This window comes from Streptomyces sp. NPDC001315, assembly GCF_042896175.1.
GTDB lineage: Bacteria > Actinomycetota > Actinomycetes > Streptomycetales > Streptomycetaceae > Streptomyces.
The window spans coordinates 51,702-65,149 of the sequence record NZ_JBIAWZ010000028.1 but is presented as its reverse complement, the minus strand read 5'-3'; the positions used below and the strand labels follow the sequence as shown (position 1 = coordinate 65,149).

The window sequence follows — 13,448 nt, the reverse complement described above, 5'->3', positions numbered from 1 at the left end:
GGGGGAGTGGGATGACGACCGGTGCCCGCCCAGGGCCGCTGCTGCTGGGTGTACGGCATCATGGGCCGGGGTCGGCGCGGGCCGTGCGGGCCGCGCTGGAGGCGGCGCGGCCAGGAGTGGTGCTGATCGAGGGACCGCCCGAGGCCGACGCCCTGATCCCGCTGGCCGCCGACGAGGACATGCGACCGCCGGTCGCCCTCCTCGCCCACGCCGTGGACGAGCCCGGCCGCTCGGCGTTCTGGCCGCTGGCCGAGTTCTCGCCGGAGTGGGTGGCGATCCGCTGGGCCCTGGAACACGGCGTCCCGGCCCGCTTCATCGATCTGCCGGCCACCCACACCCTGGCGTGGGGGAGGGCAGCGGGCGGCTCTGGCGCAGAAGAAGGGGAGACCGAGGAAAACACTCCTGGCGCCGACATCCGGATCGACCCCATCGGCGTGCTCGCCCAAGTCGCCGGTTACGACGATCCCGAGCGCTGGTGGGAGGACGTCGTCGAGCACCGGGGCGCGGGTGAGGCGGACGTCGTCGAGCGTCGGGGCGCGGGTGAGGCGGACGTGTTGGCTCCGTTCCTGGCGCTCGAGGAAGCCATGGGGGCGCTGCGGGAGGCCTACGGCAGCGGGGGCCACGACCGTGATCCCCTCCGGGAGGCGTACATGCGGCTCCAGGTGCGGGCGGCGCAGCGGGAGTTCGGGTGTGACGTCGCCGTGGTGTGCGGGGCCTGGCACGTGCCCGCACTGCGGCAGAGGACCACCGCGGCCGCCGACCGGGCGCTGCTGAAGGGGCTGTCCAAGGTCAGGACGGACATGACCTGGGTGCCGTGGACGCACCGCAGACTGTCGCGGGACAGCGGGTACGGCGCCGGCATCGACTCACCGGGCTGGTACGGGCATCTGTTCGGCGCGCCGGACCGGCCGGTCGAGCGGTGGATGACCAAGATCGCCGGACTGCTGCGTGCGGAGGATCGTCTTGTCTCCTCGGCGCACGTCATCGAGGCGGTGCGGCTGGCCGGGACGCTCGCCGCGATGCGCGGCCGCCCGCTGCCCGGGCTGAGCGAGACCACCGACGCCGTGCGGGCGGTGATGTGCGAGGGCTCGGACGTCCCGCTGGCGCTGGTGCACGACCGGCTGGTCGTGGGAGACGTACTGGGGGAGGTGCCACGGGCGGCGCCGGCGGTGCCGTTGCAGCGTGACCTCGACCGGTCGCAGCGCCGACTGCGGCTCAAACCGGACGCGTTGGAGCGGGAGCTGGAGCTCGACCTGCGCAAGGAGACCGACGCCGGACGCAGCAGGCTGCTGCACCGGCTGCGGTTGCTGCGGGTCGACTGGGGCGAGCCGGCCGCCTCGCGGGGCAGCACGGGCACGTTCCGCGAGACGTGGCGGCTGCGCTGGGAGCCGGAGTTGTCCGTGCGCGTCGCCGAGGCCGGGGTGTGGGGGACCACCGTGCTCGCCGCCGCGACCGGGAAGGCGGAGGCGGACGCCGTCGCCGCGCGGAGCCTCGCCGACGTCACCGCACTCGCCGAGCACTGCCTGCTGGCCGACCTGTCCGACGCGCTCCCCACGGTCATGCGGATCCTCGCCGACCGCGCGGCCCTCGACACGGACGTCGGCCACCTCGCGCAGGCCCTGCCGGCCCTGGTCCGCTCCCTGCGCTACGGCGATGTGCGCGGCACGGACACCGGGGCGCTCGCGGAGGTCGCCGCGGGCCTCGCCGAGCGGGTCTTCGTCGGCCTGCCGCCGGCCTGCGCCGGACTCGACGCCGATGCCGCCGACGACATGCGGCGCCATGTGGACGCGGTGCACGGGGCGGTGGCCCTGCTGGGCGACGATCCCGCACCGGGACACGGCGACCTGCGCGGGCGCTGGCACCGGGTGCTCCGGGTGCTGTCCGCGCGGGACAGCGTGCCCGGCGTGGTTCAGGGGCGGGCCGTGCGGCTTCTGCTGGACGACGGGGAGTTGGCACAGGACGAGGCGGCGCGGCTCATGGGGCTCGCTCTGTCACCGGGGTCGCCGCCCGGGGACGCGGCCGCCTGGATCGAGGGCTTCGTCGGCGGCGGGGGCGGCGGGATGCTCCTCGTGCACGACGAGCGACTGCTCGGCCTGGTCGACGGCTGGCTCACCGGGGTGCCGGCAGGTGCCTTCACGGACGTGCTGCCGTTGCTGCGGCGCACTTTCTCGGCGTACGAACCGGGGGTGCGCAGAACGCTCGGCGAGCTGGTGCGGCGCGGGCCCGGAGAGCGGGGGAGCGCGGCGGGCGGTCCGGGCTCCGGCGTACCCGGCTTCGACCCGGAACCGGACCTCGCGCGCGCGGACGCCGTACTGCCGGTGGTGCGGCTGCTGCTCGGCCTGGACGCCGAAGAGGACAGGACCGACGAGGGGCAGGCCGACGACAACGACCTTGTGGGGGTGGGCGGATGACGACCGAGCCGACGAGTGCGACGGACCCCGTCCAGGAGCGGCTGCGGCGCTGGCGGCTGGTGCTCGGCGGCGACTCGGCCGACGGCACCGGGTGCGCGCTGTCCGGGCCCGACTCCGCGATGGACGGGGCGCTCACCGCCCTCTACGGGAAGGGGGACAAACCGCAGTCGGGGCGGGACCGTTCGGCGGGGCTGGGGGCGTCGGCGCCGTCCGTGGCGCGCTGGCTCGGGGACATCCGGACGTACTTCCCCTCCTCCGTCGTGCAGGTCATGCAGCGCGACGCCATCGACCGGCTCGGGCTGTCCACGCTTCTGCTGGAGCCGGAGATGCTGGAGGCGGTGGAGGCCGACGTGCACCTGGTCGGCACGCTGCTCTCGCTCAACAAGGCGATGCCCGAGACGACGAGGGAGACCGCACGGTCCGTCGTGCGCAAGGTCGTCGAGGACCTTGAGAAGCGGCTCGCCACCCGCACCCGCGCCACCCTCACCGGCGCCCTCGACCGCAGCGCCCGCGTCAGCCGGCCGCGCCACCACGACATCGACTGGAACCGCACGATCGCGGCCAACCTCAAGCACTACCTGCCGGAATACCGGACGGTCGTGCCGGAACGGCTCATCGGGTACGGGCGCGCCTCGCAGTCGGTGAAGAAGGAGGTCGTCCTCTGCATCGACCAGTCCGGGTCGATGGCGGCATCGGTCGTCTACGCGTCGGTGTTCGGGGCGGTGCTGGCGTCCATGCGGTCGATCAGCACGCGGCTCGTCGTCTTCGACACGGCGGTCGTCGACCTCACCGACCAGCTCGACGACCCCGTCGACGTCCTCTTCGGGACGCAACTCGGCGGCGGTACGGACATCAACCGGGCGCTCGCCTATTGCCAGTCACAGATCACCCGGCCCGCGGAGACGGTGGTCGTGTTGATCAGCGACCTCTACGAAGGGGGGATACGGAACGAGATGCTCAAGCGGGTCACCGCGATGAAGGCGTCGGGGGTGCAGTTCGTGACCCTGCTCGCGCTGTCGGACGAGGGGGCGCCGGCCTACGACCGGGAGCACGCGGCCGCGCTCGCCGCCCTGGGAGCACCGGCGTTCGCCTGCACACCCGATCTGTTCCCGGAGGTGATGGCGGCGGCGATCGAGAAGCGGCCGATACCGGTACCGGACAGCCAGTGACGGCCCATGGGCCGGTGGGCGGATGGGTCGGTGGGCCAGTGGGCCGGTAGGCCGATGCTCCGACGGAAAGGGGGGCACGAAACCGGACATGACTACCCATCGGTAATAGGGGGCTTGCGCAACCTCGGGAGTTGCGTGCGAGGATCGACGCCACGCGCCATCTGTCACTCGTCCCGCCGCACGGGAGGATCCTCCCCCTCTTGACCTGGCCAGCAGCCCTGCCCGGTGCCGCTCTGCGTGTCTTGCGCACGGCGGCCGGGCGGCGTGCGCTGCAAGTCGCTCTGCTGGTGGGCGGATTGTTCGCGCTCGGGTTCCTCTGCGGGGAGCAGGCGCATGCGGCGGAGGGCCCGACGTCGCTGACCTCGACCTCTTCGACTTCGGCCTCGACCTCAACCCCTGCCGTCCCCTCGCCCCTTGCCGTGCCGTCCGCCGTGACGGACGGGGTCGGGTCGTTGACGCAGGGCACGCCGGGCACGCTCACCGCGGACAAGCCTGTCGTACGTCCAGTGGGTTCCCGTGTCGCCGCTTCCGTCCAGGAGGAGATCGCGCACCCGGTAGCCGAGGCCGTGACGCAGCCGGTCGGGAAGGTGGTGAACGGGGTCGCCGAAGGGCTGATGGAGACGCGGGCGCAGGTATCCCCGTTGCCGTCTCTGCCCGCGTTGCCCGCAGCGCCCTCGCTGCCGGGTCTGCCCTCGCTGCCGGGTAGGACGCTGCCCGCGCCCGGCACCACGGCAGCGCAGCCGGCGGGCTCAGCGGAGATGGTGTCGTCCGGCGGGCGTACGGAACAGCCGGCGCCGACCGACTCGTACGGACCGCGTCCGGCCGTTGACGGCATCGGCATCGGCATCGGCACGGGCACCGCGGCCGGCCTCATCCGCCACCGCCCCGCCCATGCCGGGCAGGCCGCGCCCGCGCACCCGGCGCCCACCGGCGACCCCGACGGCGCGCTGGTCAATCAGTCGGCGCTCGACAACGGCACGTCGCGGCACGGCGACGCGCATGCCGTGCCCCCGAATCGCCAGGCGCCGCTGCGGCTCGTGCCCGGCACCGCGGCGCGTGCCGACGCCGCCGGGACCAGGGACAGGTACCGGGACATCCCCGTATTCCCCGCCTAGGGCAGGCCTTCCCCCGCTGTTGACCTGCCGCGCGGGGGCGGAACAGGTCTGCCCTCCCGTCCGGACACCCCTCCGTTCTCCGGACCTCATGTCCCGAAGTCCCGAGGTCACGACGTCTCGGAATCCCCTAAGGATCTGACGCACGCATGAACAAGAACATCCGCCGCTCCATCGTGATAGCCGCCGGCGTCTCCGGCGCGTGGGCGCTCGGCTCCGCCGCGGCCAGCGCCGACGAGCTGCCCGCCCCGACCGTGTCCGTACCGGACGCGACCACCGACGCCGGTGACACCCTCGGCTCGGTCACCGACACCGTCGACGCCGTCACCGGCACGGTCACCGACACCGCGGCCGAGGTCACCTCCTCGGTCAGCGAAACCCTCGGCACCGCGACCACCGGCACCGGCGTCGGCACCGGCGCCGCCCCCCACGCCAAGTCGGCGGCCCACGCCGCCGACACCGCGGAGCAGGCTCGCCGCTACGTCGACGCCGAGGTCACCGCCTCCACCGCTTCCAGGATCAGGGGCGCGCAGGCCATCCAGGGCGCCCGGGCCGCGAAGTCCGCGGCCGCGGCCACGGTCACAGTCGCGGCCGGCAAGTCCGCCGACGCCGTCTCCGACGCGGCCCCGGCCGTGACCCGGACCCCGACGCAGACCCCGACCACCCCCCAGGACGGGATCGACTACCTCTTCGGCCCGCTCTCCGTCTTCGCACCGGAGCTGGAGCAGGCCCTGGCCGCCGCGCAGACGAAGCTGCAGGGTGCCCAGTCGGCCGCCCGCCGTCAGGCGCAGGGCGTCGACGGCGTCGTACGGACGAAGGCGCGGCACACGGTCGCGGGCGCCGGCCGTATCGGGGCGGGAGTGACCGCCGCCGCGCAGGGCTCGGTCGCCGGCGTCGACTCCCGCACCTCGGGAGCGGTCACCACCGCGCAGGGCACGGTGGCCGGCGCGAAGTCCGCCGCCGAGGCCACCGTCAGCTCCGTGCCGAGCCACGTCACCGGCACGGTCGGCGGGGTCGAGCAGCGGGTCGTCGGTACCGTCGCCGCCGTCCCCGGGGCGGCAACCCCGGTGGTCGAGCGGACGGCCGGTGCGGTCGTCCCGCCGGCGGCCTCCGCCGCGGTCGACGGCGTGCTGCCCGTCGCCGGCCAGGCAGTGGCGGGCGTGACGCCGGTCGCCGGCCAGGCCGTGTCGGGCGTGGTGCCCGTGGCGACGGGGGCGGTGAGCGGGGTGACGCCGACCGTCACCGATGCGGTGACCGGGGTCGGGCCCGTCGCCACGCACGCGGTGACGGGGGCCGGGTCGACCGCCGGTCACACCGTCGATGCGGCGACCGGTCTGGCGTACGGGGTCGTCGCCGACGTCCAGCTGGTCGCGGGCGGTGTCGCCCAGGACGTGCCGCCGGTCGCCTGGGGCGCGGTCTCCGACGTGCGTGGGGTCGCGGGCGGCGCGGTCACCGGTGTGCAGCCCGTCGCCGCCGGGGTGGTCGCCGGCGTCCAGCCGGTGGTCGGCGGCGTCGTCACGGACGTACCGCCGTACGCCAACGGCCTCGTCGGGCAGGTGGCCGCCGACACGACCGGCGCTGTTCTGCCGCCCGTCGCGAACACGGCCGTGCACGGGATCGTGCCCGTCGCCGGGCAGGTCGTCGCGGACGCGGGTGGTCTGGCGTACGGCGTCGTGGGTGACGTGGAGCCCTTCGCGGGCGGCGTCGTCGGTGCCGTACCGCCTTTCGCGGACGGCGTGGCCGGGCGGACCGGGGCCTTCGCCGGGGGCGTCATGGGTGAGGTGCCGGCGTTCGCGCAGGGGATCACCGCGGCCGTGCAGCCCGTCGTCGACACCGTCACCGAGACCGTGCGGCCGGTCGTCCAGGGCGTCGGCGGCAGCGCCACGGCGCTGGCGTACGGCGTCACGGGCGATGTCGCTCCCTTCGCGGACGGGGTCCTCGGCGAGGCCGCGCCGTTCGTCCACGGGGTCTCGGGCCAGGTGGCGCCCTTCGCGCAGGACGTGACCGGGACCGTCGAGGCGACCGGCGGTCCGCTGGCCGGCCACGCCGTCACCGGCGTCGTGGGCGTCGCCGAGTCGATCACGCCGAGCCACGTGCAGTCCGCGCAGTACGCGTATGACGCACAGGGCGTGCAGAACATGCAAAGCGTGCAGAACGTGCACTACGGAAGCACGTACAGCATCTGACGCCGCGGGGCCGATGGACTCGGACGGCCGAAAGCCGTCGGTCGGTCCGGTCCAGTCTCCGCGGATGGGACGGGTGGTCCTCATTGGGGTGAGGCTCACCCGGCCTGGGCCCCTTGTGGGCTGTTCAAGGGGCCTCACCGGGTCAACCCCAGCCCGGTGAGGCCCCACCTTCGCGGCACGCCGTGCCAAAGAGGGCCGTAGAAACGGCATCATGTGACAGGTATCACCGCTCAGGTGTGACCCTCGATTTAGAGACCCCCTTCAACCGGCGATAACCTGCGAGACGGACATGCCGCGCGCTCGGACACCGTGTGCGCATCCCCTGTGACACATGCGGTCGTCACGTTGCCCTTCGCGGCACGCCCACGCATCCAACGAACCGCGAGATCACTGATAGGGACGGAAGCGCGTGGACCTGTTCGAGTACCAGGCGAGGGACCTCTTCGCCAAGCACGATGTACCGGTGCTGGCCGGTGAAGTCATCGACACGCCTGAGGCGGCCCGCGCAGCCACTGAGCGTCTCGGTGGCAAGTCCGTCGTCAAGGCGCAGGTGAAGGTCGGCGGCCGCGGCAAGGCCGGCGGCGTGAAGCTGGCTGCGACCCCGGACGAGGCCGTCGCCCGCGCGACGGACATCCTCGGCATGGACATCAAGGGCCACACGGTCCACAAGGTGATGATCGCCGAGACGGCCCCGGAGATCCTGGAGGAGTACTACGTCTCCTTCCTCCTCGACCGTGCCAACCGCACCTTCCTCTCCATCGCGTCCGTCGAGGGCGGCATGGAGATCGAGGAGGTGGCGGCCACCCGCCCCGAGGCCGTCGCCAAGACGCCGATCGACGCCAACGAGGGTGTGACCCCCGAGAAGGCGCGCGAGATCGTCGAGGCCGCGAACTTCCCGGCCGAGGTCGCCGACAAGGTCGCCAACGTCCTCGTGACGCTGTGGAAGACCTTCATCGAGGAGGACGCGCTCCTCGTCGAGGTCAACCCGCTGGCCAAGGTCGCCTCCGGTGACGTCATCGCCCTCGACGGCAAGGTCTCCCTGGACGAGAACGCCGACTTCCGTCAGCCGGAGCACGAGGCGCTCGTCGACCACGCGGCGGCGAACCCGCTCGAGGCCGCCGCCAAGGAGAAGAACCTCAACTACGTCAAGCTCGACGGTGAGGTCGGCATCATCGGCAACGGCGCGGGTCTCGTCATGAGCACCCTGGACGTCGTCGCGTACGCCGGTGAGAACCACGGTGGCGTCAAGCCGGCCAACTTCCTCGACATCGGCGGCGGCGCGTCCGCGGCCGTGATGGCGAACGGCCTGGAGATCATCCTCGGCGACCCGGACGTCAAGTCCGTCTTCGTCAACGTCTTCGGTGGCATCACCGCCTGTGACGAGGTCGCCAACGGCATCGTCCAGGCGCTGAAGCTCCTCGAGGACAAGGGCGAGGAAGTCACCAAGCCGCTCGTCGTCCGTCTGGACGGCAACAACGCCGAGCTGGGTCGCAAGATCCTCTCCGACGCCAACCACCCGCTGGTGCAGCGCGTGGACACCATGGACGGCGCGGCCGACAAGGCCGCCGAGCTCGCGGCTGCGAAGTAAGGACGAGGGAACACAGCCATGGCTATCTTCCTCAACAAGGACTCCAAGGTCATCGTCCAGGGCATGACCGGCTCCACGGGCATGAAGCACACCAAGCTCATGCTCGCCGACGGCACGAACATCGTCGGTGGCGTGAACCCGCGCAAGGCGGGCACGACCGTCGACGTCGACGGCACCGAGATCCCGGTCTTCGGCACCGTCGCCGAGGCGATCGAGAAGACGGGCGCGAACGTATCCGTCCTCTTCGTACCGCCGGCCTTCGCCAAGGCCGCCGTCGTCGAGGCGATCGACGCGGAGATCCCCCTCGCGGTCGTCATCACCGAGGGCATCGCCGTCCACGACTCGGCCGCGTTCTACGCGTACGCCGTGTCGCAGGGCAACAAGACCCGCATCATCGGCCCCAACTGCCCGGGTCTCATCACCCCCGGCCAGTCGAACGCCGGCATCATCCCGGGCGACATCACCAAGCCGGGCCGCATCGGCCTGGTCTCGAAGTCCGGCACGCTGACGTACCAGATGATGTACGAGCTCCGTGACATCGGCTTCTCGTCGGCCGTCGGCATCGGTGGCGACCCGGTCATCGGCACCACGCACATCGACGCGCTCGCCGCGTTCGAGGCCGACCCCGACACGGACCTGATCGTCATGATCGGTGAGATCGGCGGCGACGCCGAGGAGCGGGCCGCGGCGTACATCAAGGAGAACGTGACCAAGCCGGTCGTCGGCTACGTCGCGGGCTTCACCGCGCCCGAGGGCAAGACCATGGGCCACGCCGGCGCCATCGTCTCCGGCTCCTCCGGTACGGCCGCCGCCAAGAAGGAGGCCCTCGAGGCCGCCGGCGTCAAGGTCGGCAAGACGCCGACCGAGACGGCGAAGCTCGCGCGCGAGATCCTCGCGGGCTGACGCTCTGGCATGACGCAAGGGCCCGCACCCTCACGGGGGTGCGGGCCTTTCCGCATGCTCAGCGCGACAGAGGCACCAGCCTCTCCGGCCCGTGCTGCGCCTCCGAGCGCAGCTTGGCCCGCAAGGTCAGTTCCCTGTGCGAGAGGGTGCCCGGCGCAGCCTTCGGCGGGACTCCCCGTACCGTCTCCCCGGCGGGCACCGGTGGCTCGTAGCGCGTGGGTGCGGTGCGCAGGGTGAGGGAGGTCGCGCCGACGATGGCGACCGTGAAGGCGATCGCGGCCCGGGTCCAGAAGCGTGCCCTGCGTTCGCCGCTCACCCGCACGGTCGTCGGCTTGGCGGCCTGGAGGCGTTCCGTGGAGGCCAGTTCGGTCAGCCGCCGGTGCAGGCCGGACGGCTCCGCGAGCTGCGGCAGGCACGCCGCGAAGGCCTCGCGCGCGTGCAGCAGCCGTTTCGCTGCCGCCCGGGTGCTCGCCTCCGTCTCCGCCGCGGTCTCCGGCAGACCGAGGCCGACACCGTCGTAGAGAAGGAGGGTGCGGCGGTGCGGCGGCGGGAGTTTGAGCAGTGCGTCCAGCAGCGCGCGGTCGGTGGCGTCGGCGGGCGGGGGTTCGGGGTGCCGGTAGCGCAGGCGGAAGCGGTGCCAGGGGGAGAGCGCGTACTCGTACGCCGTCGCCCGAACCCAGCCCGCCGGGTCGCGGTCTTGTGCCACCTCGGGCCAGCGCTGCCAGGCGAGCTGGAAGGACCGTTCGACGGACTCGCGCGCGAGCTCGCGGCGCCCGGTGAGCAGGTACGTCTGGCGTACGAGGGCGGGGGCGCAGAAGGCGTACAGCGCGTCGAAGGCCTGAGCGGGCGTCAGAGCGTCGGTCGTCCCGGGGGGCTTCCATGGCTCGGCGGCCGCCGGTGCCTGCTTCTCCAGACGTGCGGTCACCTCGGTGTCGCCCGCCGTGTCCTGACCGGTCGTCATGCCGCTCTCGGGCTCGGCGGACGCGGCCAGCAGCTTGGCGTACTCTTCCCGTTTCCGGCCCCGCGGAGCCGTGCGGCCGGCCTCCCATGCGCGCACCGTCTTCCGCGTGACGCCCACCCGTGCCGCGATCTGGTCCTGCGTCAGAGAGGCCTTCTCACGCAGGCGTCGGCATTCCTCGGGCGGGGGGAGCGGGGGTGCAGGGCTCTGTGTCACAGGGTGCCCTTTCGTACGAAAAAGTACATAAACATATATTGAGTGACACGGCGGAAGTTCGCCTGTTACGACGGGAAAGCGCGTGTCGTTGGGAGCATGACGGTCGTGATCCAGATGACCGTTCGCCGACCGTCGTTGTCGCCCCTGCTCACCCGGATGCGCGACCGTTCGCCCGGACTCGCCGCGAGCTTCCTGGGTGGTGCCGTCGCCGCGGGGCTGGGGCTCGGCTCGTTCGCCGTGCTCGTGCTGGCGCTGTGGATCAGTTCGCCGTACCCCGACAGCGGGCCGGGCGGCGCCCTGCACGCCGCCGCCGCCCTGTGGCTGCTGGCGCACGGTGCCGAGCTGGTCCGCACCGACACCCTCTCCGGCGTCCCGGCCCCCCTGGGCGTCACCCCCATGCTGCTGCTCGCGCTGCCGGCCTGGCTGGTGTACCGGGCGGCACGGGACGTGGCGGACGGCGGCGGAGACGTGGACACGGATGGGGGCGCGGAGGGGGAGGCGGATGCGGATGCGGAGGGACCGCGGGTGGCCGCGGGCACGGCATGGGTGGGCGTCGTCCTCGGCTACCTCGCCGTCGGCGCGACCGCCTCCCTCTATGCCGCGGGCGGCGCGCTGCGGCCCTCGTGGGCGTGGACGGCGGCGTGCCTGCCGCTGGTCGCCGCGGTGGCGGCCGGGGCGGGGGTGTGGACGGCGTACGGGCGGCCCCACGATCCCATGGACAGCGTGCTGGTCCTGCTGCCGGGCGCGCTGCGGCGACTCGTTCTCGGGGCGGACGTGCTCGGGGCGGACGCCCGGGTACGACTCAGGGCCGTCGCACGAGCCGCGGGGGCCGGCACGGCGGTGTTCTTCGGTGGCGGCGCGCTGCTGGTGGGAGCGTCGCTGGTGTGGCACGGAGGGGCGGCGCGCGCGTCCTTCTGGCAGCTGACGGACGGCTGGTCCGGACGGTTCGCCGTCCTGCTCCTGTGCCTCGTGCTGATCCCGAACGCGGTGGTGTGGGCGGCCGCGTACGCCGCCGGCCCCGGCTTCGCGCTGGGCGTCGGCCATGTGACGGGCCCCCTGTCCTCTGCTCCCGCCCCGCTGCTCCCGCCGTTCCCCCTGCTGGCGGCGGTACCGCATGCGGGCCCCGGAACACCGCTGAACTGGGCGTCCGTGGCGGTGCCGGTGGCGGCCGGGATGACGGTGGGGTGGTTCATCGCCGGAGCGGCGTCGGCGGTGGGGACGCAGGAGGTGGGGAAGCAGAGGGTGGGGGTCTGGTCGCGTGGGCGGACCCTTGTCTCCGCTGTGCTGGCGGCCCTGCTGTGCGCGGTGGCGCTGGCCGTGCTCGCCGCGCTGGCGGGCGGACCGCTCGGCGTCGCCGCGCTCGCCCGCTTCGGGCCGGTGTGGTGGCAGGTGGGCGGGGCGACGCTGGTGTGGACGGTGGGGGCGGGGGTTCCGGTGGCGGTGGTGGTGCGGGAGTGGCGGTGCAGGGGCGGTCGGGGGGCGGGGCAGGAGCTCGGCGGGCCACGGGGGGAGACGCCGAAGGAGGAGTCGGCGGACACGTCGGGAGAGGCGCAGCTGGAAGGACGTTCCAGCGGGCGTCGGCATCGGCTACGGATGCGGAGGCCGGGGCGCTCGCCGGGCGGCCGGCTGTTCCGGGGGCAGGGGCGGGGGCAGGACTCGACGGGGCGAGGGACGATGCCGGGGAGCCGCCAGGACACCGAGGAGCACAGCGAGCACGAGAGCCTGTACGACCTCCTGCCCGCCGATCCGCCGGCCGTCGAGCCGACGTCCGAGCTCTGGTACGACGACGCCTTCCGCGAGGCTCGCTGGGCGGCGCTGAGGGACGTGTCCGGCTCGCCGGAGGACGCCCCTGGCGGGGCGCCCGGGCACTGACGTCACCGAGAGGCGTCTCGCCCCCGCCGCCCCTGCCCAGACCTCTGGGACCCCATCCCGTCCCAGGGCCGGCGGGCCGGGTCATACGGACCGGCGTCGAAGACAGTCGTCGACCGTCAGCTCGTGCCCAGTACCCCCCGCAGCTCCTCCGGCAGAAGCTGCTTGCAGGACTGTTTGGCCTCGTTGGTGAGGGCGTCGGTCGTGCAGGTGTAGTAGTCGCGGTAGACGAGTTGCGCGGTGAAGCCCGCGGCGACCAGGGCGATGGCCAGGGACGCCGTGACCAGGCCGCTCACCGCGGCCGTGGTCTGGGGGCGGCCGCCGGTGTCGGTGGCGGGGGTGTTCGGGTCGGCGGCGCGGGGCTTGGTCCGCAGGGCGCTGATGCCCCAGTAGAGGGCCAGGGCGCCGAGCAGCAGGGCCACATAGGGCCAGCTGAAGAGGGCGAAGAAGAAGGCCCACATGCCGGACAGGAGGGCGAAGCGCGCACGGCGCTGGACCGGGTCGGTCGGGTCCCAGCGCATACCGCTGCCGGGGCCGCCGCCGGACGGTCCCTCGGGACCACCGCCGTTGCCGTTGTTGTTGCCGTTGCCGGGGCGCTCGCCGAAGCCGCCCTGGGAGCGGCCGGGCTGCCGGTCGCTCCACTGGCTGCCCCACGGGGAGCCGCCGGAACCGCCGGAGCCGCCGTCTTCGCCCTCGCCGCCCGCCGGGCGGCGCGGCTGCCACGGCCGGTCGGGCGTGCCCTCCGGCGGCGGCGCGAACGGGTTGTCCTCCTGGGCCGGGCCGTTTCCGCCCTGCTCGCCGCCGTTCTTCTTGCCCGAGGACGCGTCGGGCGGCGAGGCGGGGTGCTCGCGCAGCAGCACCCCGCTGCGCACCGCTCCCTGCACCGACTGCGGGGGGAGCGTGAGGAGTCGCTGGCTGCGGTCCGGCATCAAGTGAGCGTCTTCCCCTTGGTGAATACGACTGGTGTCGCGACGGGTTCTGGTCCCTGCGTGAGCTGTCACTTCGTGAACGCGCCGCACAACGACCGCGTTCCCGA

At 73.3% G+C, this 13,448-nt stretch carries 9 protein-coding genes; 7 read left to right on the top strand and 2 right to left on the bottom strand.

Annotated features, from left to right (window positions below; translation table 11 throughout):
• The first annotated feature begins 11 nt into the window (after nucleotides 1–11).
• The 6 genes from ACFY16_RS38940 (at nucleotide 12) to sucD (ending at nucleotide 9,369) form a co-directional block, all read left to right on the top strand.
• Complete coding sequence (locus ACFY16_RS38940) at nucleotides 12–2,411, top strand: DUF5682 family protein (protein ID WP_390651965.1); 2,400 nt, start codon at nucleotides 12–14, stop codon at nucleotides 2,409–2,411.
• The gene (locus ACFY16_RS38935) at nucleotides 2,408–3,580 is read left to right on the top strand and encodes a VWA domain-containing protein (RefSeq protein ID WP_390651964.1); all 1,173 of its coding nucleotides are present in this window, start codon (nucleotides 2,408–2,410) and stop codon (nucleotides 3,578–3,580) included. The genes ACFY16_RS38940 and ACFY16_RS38935 overlap by 4 nt, the downstream gene beginning before the upstream one ends.
• A 200-nt stretch (nucleotides 3,581–3,780) precedes the next feature.
• Nucleotides 3,781–4,695 carry a hypothetical protein gene (locus ACFY16_RS38930; RefSeq protein ID WP_390651963.1) on the top strand — a complete coding sequence of 305 codons (915 nt, stop codon included), beginning with the start codon at nucleotides 3,781–3,783 and terminating at the stop codon, nucleotides 4,693–4,695.
• A gap of 146 nt (nucleotides 4,696–4,841) precedes the next feature.
• Nucleotides 4,842–6,878: a hypothetical protein gene (locus tag ACFY16_RS38925; protein WP_390651962.1), complete on the top strand. Its 2,037-nt coding sequence runs from the start codon at nucleotides 4,842–4,844 to the stop codon at nucleotides 6,876–6,878.
• 409 nt (nucleotides 6,879–7,287) lie between these two features.
• On the top strand, nucleotides 7,288–8,466 hold the full coding sequence (sucC, locus tag ACFY16_RS38920) for an ADP-forming succinate--CoA ligase subunit beta (protein WP_390651961.1): 1,179 nt from the start codon (nucleotides 7,288–7,290) through the stop codon (nucleotides 8,464–8,466).
• Nucleotides 8,467–8,484: 18 nt separating this feature from the next.
• Nucleotides 8,485–9,369 carry a succinate--CoA ligase subunit alpha gene (sucD, locus tag ACFY16_RS38915; protein ID WP_390651960.1) on the top strand — a complete coding sequence of 295 codons (885 nt, stop codon included), beginning with the start codon at nucleotides 8,485–8,487 and terminating at the stop codon, nucleotides 9,367–9,369.
• A 58-nt stretch (nucleotides 9,370–9,427) separates the two neighbouring features.
• On the opposite strand, the gene ACFY16_RS38910 is transcribed toward sucD, so the two are convergent.
• Nucleotides 9,428–10,543, bottom strand: a complete 1,116-nt coding sequence (locus ACFY16_RS38910; RefSeq protein WP_390651959.1) for a helix-turn-helix domain-containing protein — start codon at nucleotides 10,541–10,543, stop codon at nucleotides 9,428–9,430.
• Between the two features lie 96 nt (nucleotides 10,544–10,639).
• On the opposite strand from ACFY16_RS38910, the gene ACFY16_RS38905 reads away from it, so the two are divergent.
• Nucleotides 10,640–12,415 (top strand): DUF6350 family protein, encoded by a 1,776-nt coding sequence (locus ACFY16_RS38905; protein ID WP_390651958.1) that lies wholly within the window; start codon nucleotides 10,640–10,642, stop codon nucleotides 12,413–12,415.
• A gap of 116 nt (nucleotides 12,416–12,531) precedes the next feature.
• Here the strand turns inward: ACFY16_RS38905 and ACFY16_RS38900 are convergent, their stop codons facing one another.
• Nucleotides 12,532–13,341 carry a hypothetical protein gene (locus tag ACFY16_RS38900; protein WP_390651957.1) on the bottom strand — a complete coding sequence of 270 codons (810 nt, stop codon included), beginning with the start codon at nucleotides 13,339–13,341 and terminating at the stop codon, nucleotides 12,532–12,534.
• Nucleotides 13,342–13,448: the final 107 nt, after the last annotated feature.

What these genes read in the sequence shown, in the direction of transcription:
- ACFY16_RS38940 (WP_390651965.1), top strand. Translation starts at nt 12, where the DNA reads ATGACGACCGGTGCCCGCCCAGGGCCGCTGCTGCTGGGTGTACGGCAT.
- ACFY16_RS38935 (WP_390651964.1), top strand. Translation starts at nt 2,408, where the DNA reads ATGACGACCGAGCCGACGAGTGCGACGGACCCCGTCCAGGAGCGGCTG.
- ACFY16_RS38925 (WP_390651962.1), top strand. Translation starts at nt 4,842, where the DNA reads ATGAACAAGAACATCCGCCGCTCCATCGTGATAGCCGCCGGCGTCTCC.
- sucD (WP_390651960.1), top strand. Translation starts at nt 8,485, where the DNA reads ATGGCTATCTTCCTCAACAAGGACTCCAAGGTCATCGTCCAGGGCATG.
- ACFY16_RS38905 (WP_390651958.1), top strand. Translation starts at nt 10,640, where the DNA reads ATGACGGTCGTGATCCAGATGACCGTTCGCCGACCGTCGTTGTCGCCC.
- ACFY16_RS38900 (WP_390651957.1), bottom strand. Translation starts at nt 13,341, where the DNA reads ATGCCGGACCGCAGCCAGCGACTCCTCACGCTCCCCCCGCAGTCGGTG.